At 68.7% G+C, this 17975-nt stretch carries 18 protein-coding genes; 12 read left to right on the top strand and 6 right to left on the bottom strand.

Going from position 1 to position 17975, the window contains the following annotated elements; genetic code table 11:
• Positions 1-71: 71 nt before the first annotated feature.
• Positions 72-932 (top strand): N-formylglutamate amidohydrolase, encoded by an 861-nt coding sequence (locus VPH43_RS03905; protein WP_328576346.1) that lies wholly within the window; start codon positions 72-74, stop codon positions 930-932.
• A 150-nt stretch (positions 933-1082) separates the two neighbouring features.
• On the opposite strand, the gene VPH43_RS03900 is transcribed toward VPH43_RS03905, so the two are convergent.
• Together VPH43_RS03900 and VPH43_RS03895 are read right to left on the bottom strand one after the other, a co-directional pair.
• Positions 1083-2237, bottom strand: a complete 1155-nt coding sequence (locus VPH43_RS03900) for a branched-chain amino acid ABC transporter substrate-binding protein (protein ID WP_328576345.1) — start codon at positions 2235-2237, stop codon at positions 1083-1085.
• Positions 2238-2397: 160 nt separating this feature from the next.
• Positions 2398-3924: a helicase HerA-like C-terminal domain-containing protein gene (locus tag VPH43_RS03895; protein WP_328576344.1), complete on the bottom strand. Its 1527-nt coding sequence runs from the start codon at positions 3922-3924 to the stop codon at positions 2398-2400.
• Positions 3925-4026: 102 nt separating this feature from the next.
• Here VPH43_RS03895 and VPH43_RS03890 point away from each other — a divergent pair, with 102 nt between their 5' ends.
• The 9 genes from VPH43_RS03890 (at position 4027) to VPH43_RS03850 (ending at position 11308) form a co-directional block, all read left to right on the top strand.
• Positions 4027-4752: a YebC/PmpR family DNA-binding transcriptional regulator gene (locus VPH43_RS03890; protein ID WP_328576343.1), complete on the top strand. Its 726-nt coding sequence runs from the start codon at positions 4027-4029 to the stop codon at positions 4750-4752.
• A gap of 13 nt (positions 4753-4765) precedes the next feature.
• Positions 4766-6046: a phosphoribosylamine--glycine ligase gene (purD, locus tag VPH43_RS03885; RefSeq protein WP_328576342.1), complete on the top strand. Its 1281-nt coding sequence runs from the start codon at positions 4766-4768 to the stop codon at positions 6044-6046.
• The gene (gene hemF, locus VPH43_RS03880; protein ID WP_328576341.1) at positions 6046-6963 is read left to right on the top strand and encodes an oxygen-dependent coproporphyrinogen oxidase; all 918 of its coding nucleotides are present in this window, start codon (positions 6046-6048) and stop codon (positions 6961-6963) included. Before purD ends, hemF begins: the two co-directional genes overlap by 1 nt.
• Positions 6960-7562 (top strand): nicotinate-nucleotide adenylyltransferase, encoded by a 603-nt coding sequence (gene nadD, locus VPH43_RS03875; RefSeq protein WP_328576340.1) that lies wholly within the window; start codon positions 6960-6962, stop codon positions 7560-7562. The genes hemF and nadD overlap by 4 nt, the downstream gene beginning before the upstream one ends.
• Before the next feature lie 50 nt (positions 7563-7612).
• Positions 7613-8371 (top strand): ribosome silencing factor, encoded by a 759-nt coding sequence (rsfS, locus tag VPH43_RS03870; RefSeq protein WP_328576339.1) that lies wholly within the window; start codon positions 7613-7615, stop codon positions 8369-8371.
• A gap of 13 nt (positions 8372-8384) precedes the next feature.
• Complete coding sequence (gene rlmH / locus VPH43_RS03865; protein WP_328576338.1) at positions 8385-8852, top strand: 23S rRNA (pseudouridine(1915)-N(3))-methyltransferase RlmH; 468 nt, start codon at positions 8385-8387, stop codon at positions 8850-8852.
• The gene (locus VPH43_RS03860; protein WP_328576337.1) at positions 8849-9430 is read left to right on the top strand and encodes a Maf family protein; all 582 of its coding nucleotides are present in this window, start codon (positions 8849-8851) and stop codon (positions 9428-9430) included. Before rlmH ends, VPH43_RS03860 begins: the two co-directional genes overlap by 4 nt.
• 48 nt (positions 9431-9478) lie before the next feature.
• Positions 9479-10960: a ribonuclease G gene (rng, locus tag VPH43_RS03855; protein ID WP_328576336.1), complete on the top strand. Its 1482-nt coding sequence runs from the start codon at positions 9479-9481 to the stop codon at positions 10958-10960.
• A 171-nt stretch (positions 10961-11131) separates the two neighbouring features.
• Positions 11132-11308 carry a DUF1328 domain-containing protein gene (locus VPH43_RS03850; protein WP_328576335.1) on the top strand — a complete coding sequence of 59 codons (177 nt, stop codon included), beginning with the start codon at positions 11132-11134 and terminating at the stop codon, positions 11306-11308.
• A 33-nt stretch (positions 11309-11341) separates the two neighbouring features.
• Here the strand turns inward: VPH43_RS03850 and egtB are convergent, their stop codons facing one another.
• The 4 genes from egtB to msbA form a co-directional block, all read right to left on the bottom strand.
• On the bottom strand, positions 11342-12625 hold the full coding sequence (gene egtB / locus VPH43_RS03845; protein WP_442909223.1) for an ergothioneine biosynthesis protein EgtB: 1284 nt from the start codon (positions 12623-12625) through the stop codon (positions 11342-11344).
• Positions 12580-13557, bottom strand: a complete 978-nt coding sequence (gene egtD / locus VPH43_RS03840) for an L-histidine N(alpha)-methyltransferase (protein WP_328576334.1) — start codon at positions 13555-13557, stop codon at positions 12580-12582. The genes egtB and egtD overlap by 46 nt, the downstream gene beginning before the upstream one ends.
• Positions 13558-13663: 106 nt before the next feature.
• Complete coding sequence (locus VPH43_RS03835) at positions 13664-14248, bottom strand: peroxidase-related enzyme (RefSeq protein ID WP_328576333.1); 585 nt, start codon at positions 14246-14248, stop codon at positions 13664-13666.
• 13 nt (positions 14249-14261) lie between these two features.
• A complete protein-coding gene (gene msbA, locus VPH43_RS03830; protein ID WP_328576332.1) occupies positions 14262-15989 on the bottom strand; it encodes a lipid A export permease/ATP-binding protein MsbA in 1728 nt (575 codons plus the stop codon).
• 138 nt (positions 15990-16127) lie between these two features.
• Between msbA and tolB the strand changes: the two genes are divergently transcribed.
• Positions 16128-17393: a Tol-Pal system beta propeller repeat protein TolB gene (gene tolB, locus VPH43_RS03825; protein ID WP_328576331.1), complete on the top strand. Its 1266-nt coding sequence runs from the start codon at positions 16128-16130 to the stop codon at positions 17391-17393.
• 44 nt (positions 17394-17437) lie between these two features.
• Positions 17438-17974 carry a peptidoglycan-associated lipoprotein Pal gene (gene pal / locus VPH43_RS03820; protein ID WP_328576330.1) on the top strand — a complete coding sequence of 179 codons (537 nt, stop codon included), beginning with the start codon at positions 17438-17440 and terminating at the stop codon, positions 17972-17974.
• Position 17975: the final 1 nt, after the last annotated feature.

The raw sequence follows: 17975 nt of genomic DNA, 5'->3' as shown, positions 1-17975 counted from the left end.
GCCGGAGGGCGCATTTTGCGCCGGCGCATGACAGCCCCGACGCTAACATGGCCCTCGAGAAGGCCGCCCCGATGCCGACGCACCCTCCCGACGCCTACCTGCTGCACCGCCCCGCCGGCGATGCACTGCCCATCGTGGTGGATTCGCCGCACAGCGGCCGCGAGACGCCGGCCGATTTCGACACCGCGCTTGCGCCCGGCCTGCTGCGCAGTGCCGAAGACAGCTTCGTCGACGAGCTCTGGGCCGGCGCGCCACGGCACGGCGCGGTGCTGCTGGCCGCTCGGTTCCCGCGGGCCTACATCGACCCCAACCGGGCGCTGGCCGACATCGATGAAGCGCTGCTGGACGGCGCCTGGCCGGGCGAAGTGCGGCCCGGCCCCAAAACGCGCCTGGGCATCGGGCTGGTGTGGCGCCTGCTGGACGGCCAGCCGATGTACAGGCGCCGCCTGAGCGTGGCCGAGGTGCAGCGCCGCATCGACACCTGCTGGCGGCCCTACACCGAGGCGCTGCAGCGGGAGCTGGAGGCGGCGCACCAACGCTTCGGTGCGCGCTGGCACCTGAACGTGCATTCCATGCCCGACGACAGCTATCGCAAGCTCGGCCTCGGCGACCGGCCGCTGGCCGACTTCGTGCTGGGTGACCGCGACGCCAGCACCGCCGACGAAGCCACCATGGCACTGATCGAAGCCAGCCTGCGCAGCAGCGGCTTCAGCGTGGCACGCAACGACCCGTTCAAGGGCGTGGAGATCGTGCGCACCTCGGGCGACCCGTCACGGCACTGCCATGCGGTGCAGATCGAGGTGAAGAAGTCGCTCTACATGGACGCCGCGGCCTACCAGCGCAACGCCGGCTTCGCGCGGGTGCAACGGGCCATCGAGCGCCTGCTGGGCGATCTGGCTAACCACGTCCGCCAGCAGATCTCGAAAGCGTAGAAACCGTACCGGGCGCGCCATGAAGTCCCCCTGGGACAGGCCGCAACGCGGCCAGGGGGGATGGTGGCGGCGGGGGGGAATGCGGACGGGTTGCCCGGCCGCGTTCCGAGCCCCCATGGGGGGCGGCTGCCAGGCAGCCGGGGGTTCACTTCACCACTGGTCGCTGCGCATCACGGCTTCCCACGCGCCGGGGTTGGCCTTGTACACGCTGATGGCGCCGTAGTACTGCTCGCCGTCGGGCTTGAAGCGGATGGCGTTGGTGACCGGTGCCAGGGCGTCGATGCGCTTGAGCTCCTTGGTCAGCTTCTCGCCGTCCACGCTCTCGGCGCGCTTGATCGCGGCCACCAGCACATGCACCGCGTCGTAGGCGTAGTGCGCGCCGTAGATCGGCTCGCCGTTGGTGGCAGCGCGGAAGCGGGCCAGGAAGTCGCGGCCCGCGTTGAACTCGCGCGCCTCGATGATGGGCGAGGTGGCGTACACGCCGCGGATGGGCAGCGGCCCCTTCACCAGCTTGTCGGTCTTGATCGTGTCGCCACCCAGGATGCGCATGTCGGTCATGCCGGCCTTGGCGAGCTGCTCGATCAGCGCGACCACCTGGAAGTCGTTCAGCGTGGTGACGATCACGTCCACCTTGCCGGCCTTGAGCTCGGGCAGCAGGGCGGCGAAGTCGGTGGTCTTGTCGTCCAGCGACTTGCGCACGCTGACGGCCTTGTTCTGCTTCTTGATCTCGCCGGCGGCCAGGTCGGCCAGGCCCTTGCCGTAGGGCGTGTTGTCGTCGATCACCGCATAGGCGCTGCCGGCGATCTGGCTGGCGGCGTAGGAGCCCATCGCCTTGGACTGGATGGCGTCGTTGGCCACCAGCCGGAAGGTGGTGTCCAGGCCCATCTTGGTGTATTCGGGCTTGGTGGAGATGGCCAGCTGCGGAATGTGCTTCTCGGCGTACATCGGCGCAGCGGCCATGCTGACGCCGGAGTTGAGGTGGCCCACCACGGCCACCACGCCGGCGTCGATCAAGGTCTGGGCAACCTTCTTGCCTTCGTCGGCATTGGCCTTGTCGTCGACCGACACGACCTCCAGCGTGACCGCCTTGCCGTCGATGCGCAGCCCGGCCTTGTTGATCTCCTTGACCGCAAGGGTCACGCCGTTGAGCATGTCCTTGCCCAGCGGGGCCAGCGGGCCGGACATCGGCTGGGCGACACCGATCTTGACCGTGTCGCCGATCTTGGAGCAACCGGCCAGGCCGATGGACGTGGCGGCAGCGATGGCCGAAAGCGCGATCGTGAGAGCGGCGCGGCGTGTTGTCATAAGGTTCTCCTCCGTCAGATGCGTGCAGCCATGCGAGGCCATCGCACGAATGTAGGCCCTGACACCGCGGGCGCGGGTCGGGCTTTCGATACGTTTTCTTGCAGTCAGCCGGATCGCGTGATGCAGTTCACGCGCGTTTTTCTCGCTGCCGCCAGGCGCGTCAACGGCGCCGGCTGCTGCCCCCCAGCAGCGAGCCGAGCACGCCGCGGATGATTTCTCGGCCCACGGTGGAACCGATGGAGCGTGCCGCCGACTTGGCCACGGTCTCGAGCACCGAGTCCTTGCGGCCGGAGCCGCGCAGCAGGCCGCCGGCCACGTCGCCCAGCCAACCGCCGCCCGATGGCGCGGGGGCGGAAGCAGGCGTGTGGCCTGGTGCGCCGGTGGGTGAAGGCGTCGCGGGCTGGCTGGAGGCGACAGCACGGCCCTTGAGTTTTTCGTACGCGGACTCGCGGTCCACCGTCTTTTCATACACGCCGGCCACCAGCGAGCTCTGCATCAGGGCCTGGCGCTGGGCCGGCGTGATCGGCCCGATCTGGCTGCCCGGCGGCAGCACGAACGCCCGCTCGGTCACGCTGGGCCGGCCTTTTTCGTCGAGGAAGCTGCACAGCGCCTCGCCGACCGCCAGCTCGGTGATGGCGGCGGAGATGTCGAGCTTGGGATTGGGCCGCATGGTGTCGGCCGCGGCCTTCACGGCCTTCTGGTCGCGCGGCGTGAACGCACGCAGCGCATGCTGCACCCGGTTGCCCAACTGGCCGAGCACGGTGTCGGGAATGTCCAGCGGGTTCTGGGTGACGAAATAGACCCCCACGCCCTTGGAGCGCACCAGCCGCACCACCAGCTCGATGCGCTCGATCAGTGCCGCGGGTGCGTCCTTGAACAGCAGGTGCGCCTCGTCGAAGAAGAACACCAGCTTCGGCTTGTCCAGGTCACCCACCTCGGGCAGGGATTCGAACAGCTCCGACAGCATCCACAGCAGGAAGCTGGCATACAGCCGCGGCGCGTTGAGCAGCTTGTCGGCGGCCAGGATGTTGACGACGCCCTGGCCGTCCGAGGTCTGCATGAAATCGGCGATGTTGAGCATCGGCTCGCCGAAGAACCTGTCGCCGCCTTGCTCCTCGATCTGCATCAGGCCGCGCTGGATGGCGCCGATGGACGCCGGGCTGATGTTGCCGTACTCGGTGGTGAACTCGCCGGCGTTGTCGCCCAGGTGCTGCAACATGGCCCGCAGGTCCTTCATGTCGAGCAGCAGCAGGCCATGGTCGTCGGCAATCTTGAAGGCCAGCTGCAGCACGCCGGCCTGGGTGTCGTTCAGCGCCAGCATGCGGGCCAGCAGCAGCGGCCCCATGTCACTGACGGTGGCGCGCACCGGGTGGCCCTGTTCACCGAACACGTCCCACAAGGTGGCGGGGCAGGCGGCCGGCGGCGGGGCCTGCAGCCCCCGTTCCTTCAGCATCGCGGCAAGCTTGTCGCTCACGCTGCCTTTCTGGGTGATGCCGGTGAGGTCGCCCTTCACGTCAGCCATGAACACCGGCACGCCCTGGCGGCTGAAGTTCTCGGCCAGGGTCTGCAGCGTGATGGTCTTGCCGGTGCCGGTGGCGCCGGTGATCAGGCCGTGGCGGTTGGCCAGCGCGGGCAGCAGCTGGCACTCGATGTCGCCGTGCTTGGCAACCAGGATGGGCTCGGCCATGGGAATCTCCTCTGGGACGCCAAGTAAAATCGCGTCCAGTCTATCCAAAGAACACAGGGCGGCCGCGCGCTTTCAGCGCCGCCCGCCACAGGAGAAAAACGCATGGCCGGTCATTCCAAGTGGGCCAACATCCAGCACAGAAAAGGCCGCCAGGATGAAAAGCGCGGCAAGGCCTGGACCCGGGTGATCCGCGAAATCATGGTGGCCGCCCGCCTGGGTGGCGGTGACCCCGGCGCCAACCCGCGGCTTCGGCTGGCGATCGAAAAGGCCAAGGCGGTGAACCTGCCGGTGGACACGGTCAAGCGCAACATCGACAAGGCCACCGGCAACCTCGAAGGCGTGAACTACGAGGAAATCCGCTACGAGGGCTATGGCATCGGCGGCGCCGCCATCATCGTGGACTGCATGACCGACAACCGGGTGCGCACCGTGGCCGAGGTGCGCCACGCCTTCAGCAAGTACGGCGGCAACCTGGGCACCGAAGGCTCGGTGGCCTTCCAGTTCAAGCATGTGGGCCAGTTCATCTTCGCGCCGGGCACCAGCGAGGACAAGGTGATGGAAGTCGCCCTGGAAGCGGGCGCCGAGGACGTGATCACCGACGACGACGGTGCGGTCGAGGTGCTGTGCGCCCCGCCGGAATTCGAAGCCGTGAAGAACGCGCTCGAAAAGGCCGGCCTCAAGCCCGACGTGGCGGAAGTAACCATGCGTGCCGAAAACTCCATCGAGCTCGCCGGCGAGGAGGCGCAGCGCATGCAGAAGCTGCTGGACGTCATCGAAGACCTGGACGACGTGCAAGAGGTCTATCACAACGCAGAGCTCGAGCTGTGAACAGGCACCCGCTATGAAGATCCTTGTCATCGGCGCCGGCGGCCGCGAACACGCGCTGGCCTGGAAGCTCGCGCAATCCCCGCGGGTGCAGCGCACCTACGTGGCGCCGGGCAATGCCGGCACCGCGCTGGACCCCCGGCTGCAGAACGTCAACATCACCGACATCAAGGCGCTGGCGGACTTTGCCGCGGCCGAGAAGATCGCGCTCACGGTGGTGGGGCCGGAGCAGCCGCTGGCGGCCGGGCTGGTGGACGAGTTCCGTGCGCGCGGGCTGCGCGTGTTCGGGCCGACCAAGGCGGCCGCGCAACTGGAAAGCTCCAAGGCCTTTGCCAAGGACTTCATGCAGCGCCACGGCATCCCGACCGCGCTGTACGCCACCTTCGAGAAGGCGGAAGAAGCCCACGCCCATGTGGACAAACACGGCGCGCCCATCGTCATCAAGGCCGACGGCCTAGCGGCGGGCAAGGGCGTGGTGGTGGCGATGACCGCGCAGGAAGCGCACGAGGCCATCGACTTCATCCTGCTGGACAACAAGCTCGGCGTGCAGCACAACAGCGGCGGCGCGCGGGTGGTGATCGAGGAGTTCCTCGAGGGCGAGGAAGCCAGCTTCATCGTGCTGTGCGACGGCAGGAACGTGCTGCCGCTGGCCACCAGCCAGGACCACAAACGCCTGCTCGACGGCGACCAGGGCCCCAACACCGGCGGCATGGGCGCGTATTCGCCGGCGCCGGTGGTCACGCCCAACGTGCATGCGCGGGTGATGCACGAGATCATCCAGCCGACCGTCGCGGGCATGGCCAAGGACGGCATTCCGTTCACCGGCTTCCTCTACGCCGGCCTGATGATCGATGCCCAGGGCCAGCCGCGCACCATCGAGTTCAACGCCCGCATGGGCGACCCCGAGACCCAGCCGATCATGATGCGGCTGAAGTCCGACCTGGTGGAGGTGCTGCTGCACGCCACCGACGGTACGCTCGACCAGGCGGACCTGCAGTGGGACCGCCGCTTCGCGCTGGGCATCGTGATGGCCGCACACGGCTACCCGATGTCGCCGCGCAAGGGTGACGCAATCACCGGCCTGCCGGCAGAGAGCGCCGATGCGATGGTGTTCCACGCCGGCACCGACAGCCGCGAGGGCAAGGTGGTCAGCAACGGTGGCCGCGTGCTCTGCGTGACCGCGCTCGGTGAATCCGCCCGCACCGCGCAGCAACGTGCCTATGAAGTGGCGGCCGGCATCCATTTCGACGGCGCGCAGTACCGCAAGGACATCGGCCACCGCGCCGTGAAGCGCTGATGCTGGACACCGGCGCCGTGCGCGCCTACCTGCTGGGGCTGCAGCAGCGCATCGTGAGCGCACTGGAAGCCGAAGGCGGCGAACCCTTCCTCACCGACCGCTGGCAACGGCCGGCCGGCGGCGCGCTGGAAGGCGACGGCATCTCGCGCATCGTGGAAGGCGGGCGCCTGCTCGAGCGCGGCGGCTGCGGCTTCTCCCACGTGATCGGCAAGACCATGCCGCCCTCCGCCACGGCACACCGGCCGGAGCTGGCCGGCGCGCCCTTCGAGGCGATGGGGGTGTCGCTGGTGATGCACCCGCGCAACCCCTACGTGCCTACCGTGCACATGAACGTGCGCATGTTCGCCGCCCGGCCGGCGGGCCGTGAGCCGGTGGTGTGGTTTGGCGGCGGCATGGACTTGACGCCGTACTACGGCTTCGAGGAGGACGCCCGGCACTTCCACCGCACCTGCCGTGATGCGCTGGCGCCCTTCGGCGCTGCCTTGTACCCGCGCTTCAAGCGCTGGTGTGACGAGTACTTCTTTCTCAAGCACCGCAACGAGCCGCGTGGCATCGGCGGCGTGTTCTACGACGACTTTGCCGAGCTTGGCTTTGACGGCAGCTTTGCGATGACCCGCGCGGTCGGCGATGCCTTTCTCACCGCCTACCTGCCAATCGTGCAGCGCCGCCAGCGCATGCCCCATGGCGAGCGGGAGCGCGAATTCCAGACCTACCGGCGCGGCCGCTATGTCGAGTTCAACCTGGTGTTCGACCGCGGCACGCTGTTTGGCCTGCAGTCGGGCGGGCGCACCGAATCCATCCTGATGTCGATGCCGCCGGTGGTGACCTGGCGCTACGACTGGCAGCCCGAGCCCGGCACGCCGGAGGCTCGGCTGTACAGCGACTTCCTGCGGCCGCGCGACTGGGCAACGGAGTGAAGCCGCTGCGCATCGGCCTGTATGGCGGCAGCTTCGATCCGCCGCACAACGCCCACCTCACGCTGGCCCGGCTCGCACGCGACCAGCTGGGGTTGGACGAGCTGGTGCTGGTGCCTGCGGGTCAGCCGTGGCAGAAGGCCGACCGCGCCATGGCACCACCCGCGGACCGGGCCGCGATGCTGCGCGCCATGATCGACGGCGAGCCCGGCATGCGCGTGGACGAGTGCGAGTTGAAGCGCACCGGCCCCAGCTACACGCTGGACACGGTGCTGGAGCTGCAGGCGCGCCCTGAATACCGTGGCGCCGGCTGGTTCCTCGTGCTTGGCCAGGACCAGTACGCCCGGCTGCACACCTGGCATCGCTGGCAGGACCTGCTGGCGCGGGTGACGCTGGCCGTGGCCGGCCGCGACGGCGAGCAGCCGAAACCGAGCACGCCGGTTGCTGCGGTGCCGCACCAGGTGCAGGCACTGCCGATGCCAGCCATGCCGTTGTCATCGAGCGACGTCCGGGAGCGCATCGACCGCGGCCAAAGCATCGCAGAGGTGGTGCCGCCCGGCGTCGCCCGCTATATTGACCGTACCCACCTCTATCGGAGCTGAATGAAACCGCTTTGCCACACACGTGCGTTGCCCCTGACGAGGGTTTCCTGATGGACATCCGCAAGCTGCAACGCGCCATCGTCGATGGCCTGGAAGACGTGAAGGCCCAGAACATCGTGGTCTTCAACACCGAGCACCTGTCGCCGCTGTTCGAGCGCGTGATCATCGCCTCGGGCACCTCCAACCGGCAGACCAAGGCCCTGGCCTCCAGCGTGCGCGACGCGGTGAAAAAACGCGGCCTGCAGGTGATGCGCACCGAGGGTGAGGACAACGGCGAGTGGATCATCGTGGACTGCGGCGCCGCCGTGGCCCACATCATGCAGCCGGCCATCCGCGAGTACTACCACCTCGAGGAAATCTGGGGCGGCAAGCCGGTCAAGCTCAAGCTCGACGGCGAGGCCAAGGGCCTGGTGAAGGCCTCCGCGGCTGACGACGAGGAGGCCGAGGAACCGCCGCCCGCCAAGAAGGCCAGCGCCAAGAAGGCCAGCGCCAAGCAGAGCGCGACGGCACAGACCCCCGCCGGCAGGACAGCCACCAAGGCACCGTCCAAGTCGCCTGCGAAGGCTCCTGCCAGGACGGCGGCCACCAAGACGGCTGCCAAGCCGCCCGCCAGAAAGACGGCAGCCGTCAAGGCGCCGGCCAAGGCACCCGCCAAGACGGCCGCCCGCAAGTCGGCCGCCCAGCCCGCCAGCGCGGGCCGGGCCCCGGCCAAGAAGGCGCCCGCCAAGAAGGCCGCCATCACGCGCACCGTGGGCGTGAAGAAGGCGCCGGCGAAGACGGCCGCCAAGAAGACGGCGCCGCGCCGCTGACACGCATCCTGCCGTGCGGCTGGTGATCGTTGCTGTCGGCCAGCGCCAGCCGGCCTGGGCCGAAGCGGCCTACGAGGAGTTTGCGAAGCGTTTCCCGCCCGAGCTCCGCCTGGAGCTCAAGGCGGTGAAGGCCGAGCCGCGCGGTGGCAAGAGCGCCGCGCAGCTGATGGCCGCGGAGGCGCTGCGCCTGGAGGCGGCGATCCCGAAGGGCGCGCGCCGCATCGTGCTCGACGAGCGCGGTGACCGGCTCACCAGCGTGCAACTGGCCGAGCGGCTGCAGCGCTGGATGGGCGAAGGCCGAGACGCAGCCTTGCTGATCGGCGGGCCGGACGGCCTGGACCCGGCGCTCAAGGCCAGCGCCGACGAAGCGCTGCGCCTGTCCGACCTGACCCTGCCGCATGCCTTCGTGCGCGTGCTGCTGGCCGAGGCGCTCTACCGTGCCTGGTCGGTGACCACCGGCCACCCGTACCACCGCGAATGAAGATCTACCTCGCGTCCCAAAGCCCGCGCCGGCGCCAGCTGCTGGACCAGATCGGCGTGGCGCATGAGCTGCTGCTGCCCGGTGAGGACGAAGACGCCGAAGCGCTGGAAGCCGTGTTGCCGGGCGAGCTGCCAGCCGACTACGTGCAGCGGGTCACCCTGGCCAAACTGAAAGCCGCGGTGAAGCGGCTGCAGCAGCGCGGCCTGCCGCCCGCGCCCATCCTCTGCGCCGACACCACGGTGGCGGTGGGCCGGCGCATCCTCGGCAAACCGGCCGACGACAAGGATGCCGAACGCATGCTGGGCCTGTTGTCCGGCCGCACCCATCGGGTGCTGACCGCCGTGGCCGTGCGCCGGGGCCAGCGCAACACGCTGGCGCTGAACGTGTCGCGAGTGCATTTCAGGCCGCTTGCCCGCGCCGAGATCCAGGCCTATGTGGCCAGCGGGGAGCCGCGCGGCAAGGCCGGCTCCTACGCGATCCAGAGTGCGGCGGCCGCCTGGATCGGGCGCATCGACGGCAGCTACTCCGGCATCATGGGCCTGCCCTTGTTCGAAACGGCACAGTTGCTCGGCCTGTAAGGGTTGCGGCGGGCCGGGCGCCTGCCGGCCGCGGCTACTATCGGCAGCATGCAAGACATCCTGGTGAACTGGACCCCGCAAGAGACTCGTGTCGCGGTGGTCGAAAACGGTGCGGTGCAGGAACTGCACATCGAACGCTCGCTGGAGCGCGGGCTGGTGGGCAACATCTACCTCGGCCGCGTGGCGCGTGTGCTGCCCGGCATGCAGTCGGCCTTCATCGACATCGGGCTGGAGCGTGCGGCCTTCCTGCACGTGGCCGACCTGCACCTCAATGCCACCGGGCCGCGCGGCGAGCCGCTGGCGGGCGCGTCGCCGCAGCCGATCGAGAAGCTGGTGTTCGAAGGCCAGACCCTGACCGTGCAGGTGATCAAGGACCCGATCGGCACTAAGGGCGCGCGCCTGTCCTCGCAGGTGAGCATCGCTGGCCGCATGCTGGTGTACCTGCCGCAGGACAACCACATCGGCATCTCACAGAAGATCGGCTCGCACGAGCTGCGCGAGCAGCTGCGCCAGCGCATGCAGGCGCTGGTCGGCAAGCCGGAGGAGGGTGGCGGGGGCGGGTTCATCCTGCGCACGAATGCGGAGGAGGCCACCGACCCGGAGCTGGCCGACGACATCACCTACCTGCGCAAGACCTGGACCACCATCCGCGAACTCAGCTTCACCGTGCCGCCGGGCACCCTGCTGCACCAGGATCTGAGCCTGGCGGAGCGGGTGCTGCGCGACCTCACCAACGACGACACGCAATCCATCCGCATCGACTCCAGGCAGCAGTACGAGCACCTGCTGGCCTTCGGCAAGGCCTTCACGCCCACGGCGGTGAGCAAGCTGGAGCTCTACCGCGGCGAGCGGCCGATCTTCGACCTCTACAACATCGACACCGAGGTGCAGAAGGCGCTGGCGCGCCGCGTGGACCTGAAGTCGGGTGGTTACCTCATCATCGACCAGACCGAAGCGCTGACCACGGTGGACGTGAACACCGGCGGATTCGTCGGCGCGCGCAACTTCGACGACACCATCTTCAAGACCAACCTCGAAGCCGCAGGCGCCATCGCGCGCCAGCTGCGCCTGCGCAACCTGGGCGGCATCATCATCGTCGACTTCATCGACATGTCGCGTGACGAGCACCAGGCGGCAGTGCTGGCCGAGTTCCGCAAGCAGCTGGCGCGCGACCGCACCAAGATCACGGTGAGCGGCTTCACCCAGCTCGGCCTGGTGGAGATGACGCGCAAGCGCACCCGTGAGTCGCTTGCGCACATGCTGTGCGAGCCTTGCCCGGTGTGCGAGGGCCGCGGGCAGGTGAAGACCGCGCGCAGCGTCTGCTACGACATCCTGCGGGAGATCCTGCGCGAGGCGCGCCAGTTCGACCCCAAGGAATTCCGTGTCATCGCCTCGCCGGCGGTGGTGGAGATGCTGCTCGATGAAGAGAGCCAGCACCTGGCCGGCTTGAGCGACTTCATCGGCAAGCCGATCTCGCTGTCGGCCGAGAACCAGATGACGCCGGAGCAGTACGACATCGTGCTCTTGTAGCCCCGGCATGCGGCTTGCGTGAGGCGGCCCGCTGGCACGCCACTGGCAAGGGGCGCCTGCCAGCCAGAAACGACAAACGCTCGGGGACGCACTGCCGGGCCTGGCCGGGCCGGTGGAAGGCACAGCCAGGCTCGGCAATTCTTGCCGCAACACCAAGCAGGAGATGACACGATGCTGAAGTGGGCCTTGATCTTCGCGGTGATCGCGCTGGTGGCAGGGGTGATGGGCTTCACCGGCGTGGCCGCCGGGGCCGCCAGCATTGCCAAGTTCCTGTTCTTCGTGTTCCTCGCCTTGTGCGTGCTGGCGCTGGTGCTGGGCGTGACGGTGTTCAAGTCCGTCAGCAAGTAGCCTGGCTGGCGCCTGCCCTGGCGCGCCTTGGGTTCAGGAGCGCGCCAGCCGCAGCGCGGTGAACTGCCAGCGCGCCTGGGCGGGAAAGAAGTTGCGGTAGCTCGCCCGCAGGTGGCTGCGCGGCGTGGCGCAGGAGCCACCCCGCAGCACCATCTGGTTGATCATGAACTTGCCGTTGTACTCGCCCACCGCGCCTTCGGCCGGCCGGTAGCCGGGGTAGGGCAGGTAGGCGCTCGCGGTCCACTCCCAGCCGTCACCAAACAACTGCTTCAGGCCATTGCCGGGGCGCGCAGGCGCCGGGTGGAAACGGGCGTCGTCCAGCAAGGCGCCTGCCGCCTGCCACGCCGCATCGCCGGCTGATTCCGCCGCGTGTTCCCATTCGGTCTCGGTGGGCAGGCGGGCACCGGCCCAGCGTGCATAGGCGTCGGCTTCGTAGTAGCTGAGGTGGCACACCGGGGCGTCCGGCTCCAGCGGCTGCAGGCCGGCCAGCGTGAACGCCTGCCACCGCGGGCCGCCTTGCCAGTACAGCGGCGCCTGCCATTGCTGGCGTTGGCACACGTCCCAGCCTTCGGACAGCCACAACTCGGGCCGCTGGTAGCCACCATCGGCGATGAAGGCCGCGTATTCCGACTGCGTCACCAGCCGGTCGGCCAGCTCGAACGGCGCCAGCCAGACCTTGTGGCGGGGTAGCTCGTTGTCGAAGGCAAAGCCGGAGCCGGCATGCCCGATCTCCACCAGCCCACCCTCGAACGGCAGCAAGCGCAGCGGCGCCGGTTCACGCGGCGGCACGGCGGCGGCCGCCCGATAGGCCGGCTGCAGCGGATTGCAGGAGAAGTGGTGCTTCAGGTCGGTGAGGATCAGCTCCTGGTGCTGCTGCTCATGGTGCAGGCCCAGCTCGGCCAGGGCCACCAGGGCCGGGTCCGCGCCCGGCCGCAGCCACTGGGCGAGGTGCTGGTCCACATGCTGGCGGTAGGCCCGCACTTCAGCCAGCGACGGGCGTGACAGCAGCCCGCGCTGTGGCCGCGGATGGCGCTGGCCCACGCCCACGTAGTAGGAGTTGAAGAGCACCTTGTAGGCCGGATCGGGCGAGCGGTAGCCCGCCAGGCCGGGTTGCAGCACGAAGGTCTCGAAGAACCAGGTGGTGTGGGCCAGGTGCCATTTCACCGGGCTCGCATCGTCCATGGACTGCAGCTGGCAGTCCTCCGCGCTCAGGCCTTCGCACAACGCTTCGGTGGTGCGCCGCACGCCGAGCAGGCGATCGAGCAGCGTGGTCACGATGAGACCGCTCCAGGTGCGGCGACGAACACACCGAACCAGCGCTGTTCGTCGGTCCAGTGCCGCACCGCGCCGAAGCCCGCCTCGGCGAGCAACTGGGCAAAGGCTTCCGCGCTGTGTTTGTACGAATACTCGGTGACGATGGCCTCGCCTGCATCGAAGCGGCGCTGCAGGCCGTCGGCCAGCCGCACCTGCGTAGGCCGGTTGGCCACCAAGTGCATCTCGATGCGGCTGTGGGCGTCGTTGAAGACCGCACGATGGTCGAACTGAACCAGCGGGAAGTCGCTGCCGAGTTCACGGTTCACCACGCGCAGCACATTGCGGTTGAAGGCCGCGGTGACACCGAGTGCGTCGTCGTAGGCCGCCAGCAGGGGCGCCATCGGCTTGGGGGTGTCCACGCCGATGAGCAGCCGGTCCGCGCCACGCAGGTGATGCCGCATCTCGCGCAGCAGGCGCAGCGCCACGGCGGGCTCGAAGTTGCCGATGGACGAGCCGGGATAGAAGAACACACAAGGCTGGTCCGGCCGCAGCACCGACTGCAGGCTTAGGCCGCGGGTGAAGTCGGTGACCACGCCATCGAAGCTGACCTGGGGAAAGCGATGCGCGCCGCGCTGCAGCGTGGCCCGCAGCCACGGTTCGGCGATGTCCACGCCGACGTAGCGCTGCACGCCCAGCGCCTCGATCCAGCGCCAGGCCTTGGCACCATCGCCACAGCCCAAGTCGACGAACTGCGCCTCGCGTGGCAACGCTGCCGCGATGTCGCGCTGATAGCGGTCGAAGATGGCGGCTTCGGTGCGCGGTGGGTAGTACTCGTCGAGCGCGCAGATCGCTTCATACAGCGCCGAGCCTTGCGCGTCGTAGAAGAACTTGGGCGGAATGCGCGCAGGGCGGTCGAGCAGGCCGGCCAGCAGCTCCTGGCGGCGCTCTGCGGGTGTGTCGATGCGTTGCACGAAGAGGTGCGAGCCCTCGGCCATCTGCGTCTCCTGCGGGTGGCGCCACAGGATAGCAGTGCATGCGAATGCATGCAGGCGGCGCCAAGGCCTCCAGGGCAGGGCGTGTGCCTGCCCTTTGGCTGCCCCCTCAGCGCTTGTCGCGCGGCACCCGGCCCAGCAGGTAGAACTCGTCGTTGGGCCGCATGCTCACGAGGTTGGCCATGCGGTTGGACAGACCGAACAAGGCGGTGATGGCCCCGATGTCCCAGATGTCTTCTTCCGAGAATCCGTAGGCCTTGAGCGCGTCGAAGTCCGCTTCCACGATGTTGGCGGAGTCATTGCAGACCTTGAGGGAAAAACCCAGCATCGCCTTCTGGCGCGGCGTGATGTCCGCCTTGAGGTAGTTGGTGGCGATCTGGTCGGCCAGCAGCGGGCTCTTTTCGTACACCCGCAGGATCGCGCCATGGGCCACCACGCAGTACAGGCAGCGGTTGGCGCCCGAGGTGGCCACGATGATCATTTCCTTTTCGCCCTTGCTCAAGCCCGATTCGCGCAGCAGCAGGGCGTCGTGGTAGGCCACGAAGGCGCGGAACTCGTCCGGCCGGTGCGCCAGCGTGAGGAACACGTTGGGAATGAAGCCGGCCTTCTCCTGCACCTGCAGCATGCGCTCGCGCACGTCCTCGGGCAGGTCCTTCAACTCGGGCACGGGATAACGGCTGATCGGGTGCGTCATGGCACGGGCTCCTTCAGGTTCTGAACTGCATCGCATGCAGGCGGGCATAGAGGCCGCCATGGGCCAGCAGCTCGGCATGTGTGCCTTGCTCCACCACGCGGCCGGTTTCCATGGCGACGATGCGGTCGGCCCGCTCGATGGTGGACAGCCGGTGCGCGATGACCAGCGTGGTGCGGCCATGCATCAGGGTGTCCAGTGCCTGCTGCACTGCGCGCTCCGATTCCGAATCGAGCGCCGAGGTCGCTTCATCGAGGATCAGGATGGGCGCGTCCTTGTAGATCGCGCGGGCGATCGCCAGGCGCTGGCGCTGGCCGCCGGAGAGCTGGCTGCCGTTGTGGCCCACGGGTGTGTTCAGGCCCTCTGGCAGCGACTCCACGAATTGCAGCAGGTTGGCGCTGCGCAAGGCCTCGCGCACGCGGGCTTCGTCGATTGCATCGCCCAGCGCCACGTTGGCAGCCACGGTGTCGTTGAACAGCACCACGTCCTGGCTCACCAGCGCGAACTGCGCGCGCAGCGCGGCGATGTCCCACTCGGCGAGCGGATGGCCATCCAAGGTGATCTGCCCGCCGCTGGGGTCGATGAAACGCGGGAGCAGGTGCACCAGCGAGGACTTGCCTGCTCCGGAAGGGCCCACCAGCGCCACCGTTTCACCCGGGTGGATCTGCAGGCTGAGCCGGTCCAGCGCGGGCGCATGGTCCTCGCGATAACGCAGGCTCACCTCCTGCAGTGCGATCTCGCCGCTGGCGCGCCCGCTGGGCCGGTAGCTGCCACCGGACTCCGCCGGCGTGTCATGCAGCAGCCCCATGCCGCGCTCCAGGTAGGCCAGGCCGCGGGTGATGGGCGTGGTCACGTCCGACAGGCGCTTGATCGGCTGCAGCAGCGCCATCATCGCGGTGACGAACTGCACGAAGCCGCCCACCGTCATGCTGCCCCGCGCCGACTGGTGCAGCGCGACGGCGATCACCACGGACACCGCGGTGGCCGCCAGCAACTGCGACAGCGGTGTGAGCGCTGCGCCCGCGGCCACCGACTTCAGCATCAGCCGGCGCAAGGTGGTGGTGCGGCGCTCGAAGCGCTCGCGTTCCACCGGGGCGGCGTTGTGCAGCCGCACCACGCGCCAGGCCAGCACGTTCTCTTCCACCACGTAGGCCAGATCGTTCACCGCGGCCTGGCCCTCGAGCGTGAGCCGGCGCAGGCGCGGCGCTGCCAGCCGCATCACCACCCCCACCCCGGGCACCAGCAGTGCGACGATCAGGGTGAGCTGCCAGTTCATGAACAGCAGCAGCCCCAGCATCACGGCCACGGTGAGCGAATCCTTGAACACCGTGAGGATGGCGCCCACCAGCTGCTGCACGCCGGCCTGGGTTTCGTGCACCACCATCGCGGTGAGGCTGCTGGCGGAATGCCGCGTGAACAGCGCCGGCTGCACCCGCAGCAGGTGGTCGAACACATGCCGTCGCATGGCTTCGATGCCGCGCTGCGCCGACCAGGCCAGCGCGCACTCCGCCAGGTAGCCCGCCAGTCCGCGGGTGGCGAAGATGCCGATGATGGCCGCGGGCACCGCCCACACCGGCAGCCGGTTGCCGGTGAAACCCTCGTCCAGCAGCGGCTTCATCAGCCAGGCGAGCGCGCCCTCGCTGGCGGCGGACACCAGGGAGCCGATCGCGGCGACCGCCAGTCCCAGTCGGCCGGCGGCAAAGTACGGGGCAAAGCGGGAAAAGCGCTGGCGAAGGGACGGCATGGGTGCGGAACACGAGCGGACACCCATTATGGAAGCCGGGTGCCTACAATCCCGCGGGCTCGCCGCTGTGGCACGCCGTTTGCGGCATGGGCGCGACACTCAGTGAACCAATTGCCCTGCAAGGAGTCATCAGTGCCGATGTGGCAAAGAAGAGCCTTCCTGGGCGCGGCCTCCGCCGCGCTCGCATTGCCGGCTGCGGCGCAGTTCCGCGTGGAGATCAGCGGCGTGGGCGCCACCCAGCTGCCGATCACGATCGCCCGCTTCCGTGACGAGGACAAGTCCTCCCAGGCCATCTCGGCCATCGTGCGGGCCGACCTGGAGCGCAGCGGCGTCTTCCGCGGCATCGACGTGCCCGGCGTGATGGACGAAACCGTGCAGCCGGTGTTTGCGGAGTGGCGCTCGCGCTCGGCCGATGCCCTGGTCACTGGCTCGGTCACCCGCCTGGCCGATGGCCGCTTCGACGTGCGCTACAAGCTCTGGGACGTGGCCAAGGGCACCGACCTGGGCGGCCAGAGCCATGCGGTGACCGTGCCCGACCTGCGGCTGGCGGCCCACCGCATCGCCGACACGGTGTACGAAAAGCTCACCGGGGAGAAGGGCGTGTTCTCCACCCGCATCGCCTACGTCACCCGCGCCGGCCGCCGCTTCACCCTGCGCATCACCGATGCGGACGGCGAAGGTGGCCAGGCAGCGCTGGCCAGCCCCGAACCCATCATCTCGCCGGCCTGGTCGCCTGACGGCCGGGAACTGGCCTACGTGTCCTTCGAAACGCAGAAGGCGGTGGTCTGGGTGCAGGACGTGTCCAGCGGCCAGCGCCGGCCGATCGCCAACTTCCGCGGCTCCAACAGCGCCCCCGCATGGAGCCCCGATGGTTCGCAGCTGGCGCTCACCCTCACGCGCGAAGGCGGCTCGCAGCTGTACCTGATGTCGCGCGAAGGCGGCACGCCGCGCCGCATCACCCACAGCAGCGGCATCGACACCGAGCCGGTGTTCTCGCCCGACGGCAAGCAGATCTTCTTCGTGAGCGACCGCGGCGGCGGCCCGCAGATCTACCGCATGCCGGCCGGCGGCGGCAATGCCGAGCGCGTCACCTTCAGCGGCAGCTACAACATCAGCCCGTCCATCAGCCCGGACGGCAGGCTGCTGGCTTACATCGCACGCCAGGGCAACTCGTTCAAGCTCGCCACGATGGACCTTGGCTCCGGCACGACGACCCAGCTCACCGACACCACCGACGACGAGAGCCCGAGCTTCGCGCCCAACGGCAAGCTGCTGATCTACGCCACCCGCGCCGGTGGGCGTGACGTGTTGATGACCACCACCCTGGATGGCAAGATCAAGACCCGGTTGTTGTCCAGCGGGCTCGATGTGCGTGAGCCGGTGTGGGGGCCCTACGGTCGTTGATGCTGTCCTTGCCCCTTTGAATTCGATCCCATAAGGAGAAGACGATGTTTGCACTGCGTGCTAGCGCGGCCGTCCTGTTTGCGGCCGCCCTGTTGGGCGCCTGTTCCTCGAGCGTGCCGCTGAACGACAACAAGGCCCAGGTCGAAACCCGCACCCCCACGCCCGCCGGGCAGGGCGCCGGCACCGGGGCCACCAGCCAGAGCCAGGTGACCGGCGTGGACCTGGGTGCGGGCAACGCAGCGGCGGCGGACACCCTGCCGCGCACGGTGTACTTCGATTTCGACAGCTACGTGGTCAAGGACGACTATCGCCCGGTGATCGAGGCCCATGCCAAGCGCCTGTCGGCCGATCGCAAGAAGCGCATCACCGTGGAAGGCCACACCGACGAGCGCGGCGGCAGCGAATACAACCTCGCGCTGGGCCAGAAGCGCGCCGAAGCGGTAGCCAAGTCGCTCAACACGCTCGGCGTGGCAGACAACCAGGTCGAGGCGGTGAGTTTCGGCAAGGAGCGGCCCGCGGTGCAGGGCAGCGACGAATCCGCGTGGGCCAAGAACCGCCGCGCCGAGCTGAAGGACCGCTGAA

Origin of the sequence: Ideonella sp. BN130291 (assembly GCF_036231905.1) — a bacterium.
Taxonomy (GTDB): Bacteria; Pseudomonadota; Gammaproteobacteria; order Burkholderiales; family Burkholderiaceae_C; genus CAMLIZ01.
This window is presented reverse-complemented; position numbering and strand designations above follow the sequence as displayed.

Excerpts from the sequence above, each read along its gene's own strand:
- VPH43_RS03905 (WP_328576346.1), top strand. The coding sequence starts at position 72 with ATGCCGACGCACCCTCCCGACGCCTACCTGCTGCACCGCCCCGCCGGC.
- VPH43_RS03900 (WP_328576345.1), bottom strand. The coding sequence starts at position 2,237 with ATGACAACACGCCGCGCCGCTCTCACGATCGCGCTTTCGGCCATCGCT.
- VPH43_RS03895 (WP_328576344.1), bottom strand. The coding sequence starts at position 3,924 with ATGGCCGAGCCCATCCTGGTTGCCAAGCACGGCGACATCGAGTGCCAG.
- VPH43_RS03890 (WP_328576343.1), top strand. The coding sequence starts at position 4,027 with ATGGCCGGTCATTCCAAGTGGGCCAACATCCAGCACAGAAAAGGCCGC.
- purD (WP_328576342.1), top strand. The coding sequence starts at position 4,766 with ATGAAGATCCTTGTCATCGGCGCCGGCGGCCGCGAACACGCGCTGGCC.
- hemF (WP_328576341.1), top strand. The coding sequence starts at position 6,046 with ATGCTGGACACCGGCGCCGTGCGCGCCTACCTGCTGGGGCTGCAGCAG.
- rsfS (WP_328576339.1), top strand. The coding sequence starts at position 7,613 with ATGGACATCCGCAAGCTGCAACGCGCCATCGTCGATGGCCTGGAAGAC.
- VPH43_RS03860 (WP_328576337.1), top strand. The coding sequence starts at position 8,849 with ATGAAGATCTACCTCGCGTCCCAAAGCCCGCGCCGGCGCCAGCTGCTG.
- rng (WP_328576336.1), top strand. The coding sequence starts at position 9,479 with ATGCAAGACATCCTGGTGAACTGGACCCCGCAAGAGACTCGTGTCGCG.
- VPH43_RS03850 (WP_328576335.1), top strand. The coding sequence starts at position 11,132 with ATGCTGAAGTGGGCCTTGATCTTCGCGGTGATCGCGCTGGTGGCAGGG.
- egtD (WP_328576334.1), bottom strand. The coding sequence starts at position 13,557 with ATGGCCGAGGGCTCGCACCTCTTCGTGCAACGCATCGACACACCCGCA.
- VPH43_RS03835 (WP_328576333.1), bottom strand. The coding sequence starts at position 14,248 with ATGACGCACCCGATCAGCCGTTATCCCGTGCCCGAGTTGAAGGACCTG.
- msbA (WP_328576332.1), bottom strand. The coding sequence starts at position 15,989 with ATGCCGTCCCTTCGCCAGCGCTTTTCCCGCTTTGCCCCGTACTTTGCC.
- tolB (WP_328576331.1), top strand. The coding sequence starts at position 16,128 with ATGTGGCAAAGAAGAGCCTTCCTGGGCGCGGCCTCCGCCGCGCTCGCA.
- pal (WP_328576330.1), top strand. The coding sequence starts at position 17,438 with ATGTTTGCACTGCGTGCTAGCGCGGCCGTCCTGTTTGCGGCCGCCCTG.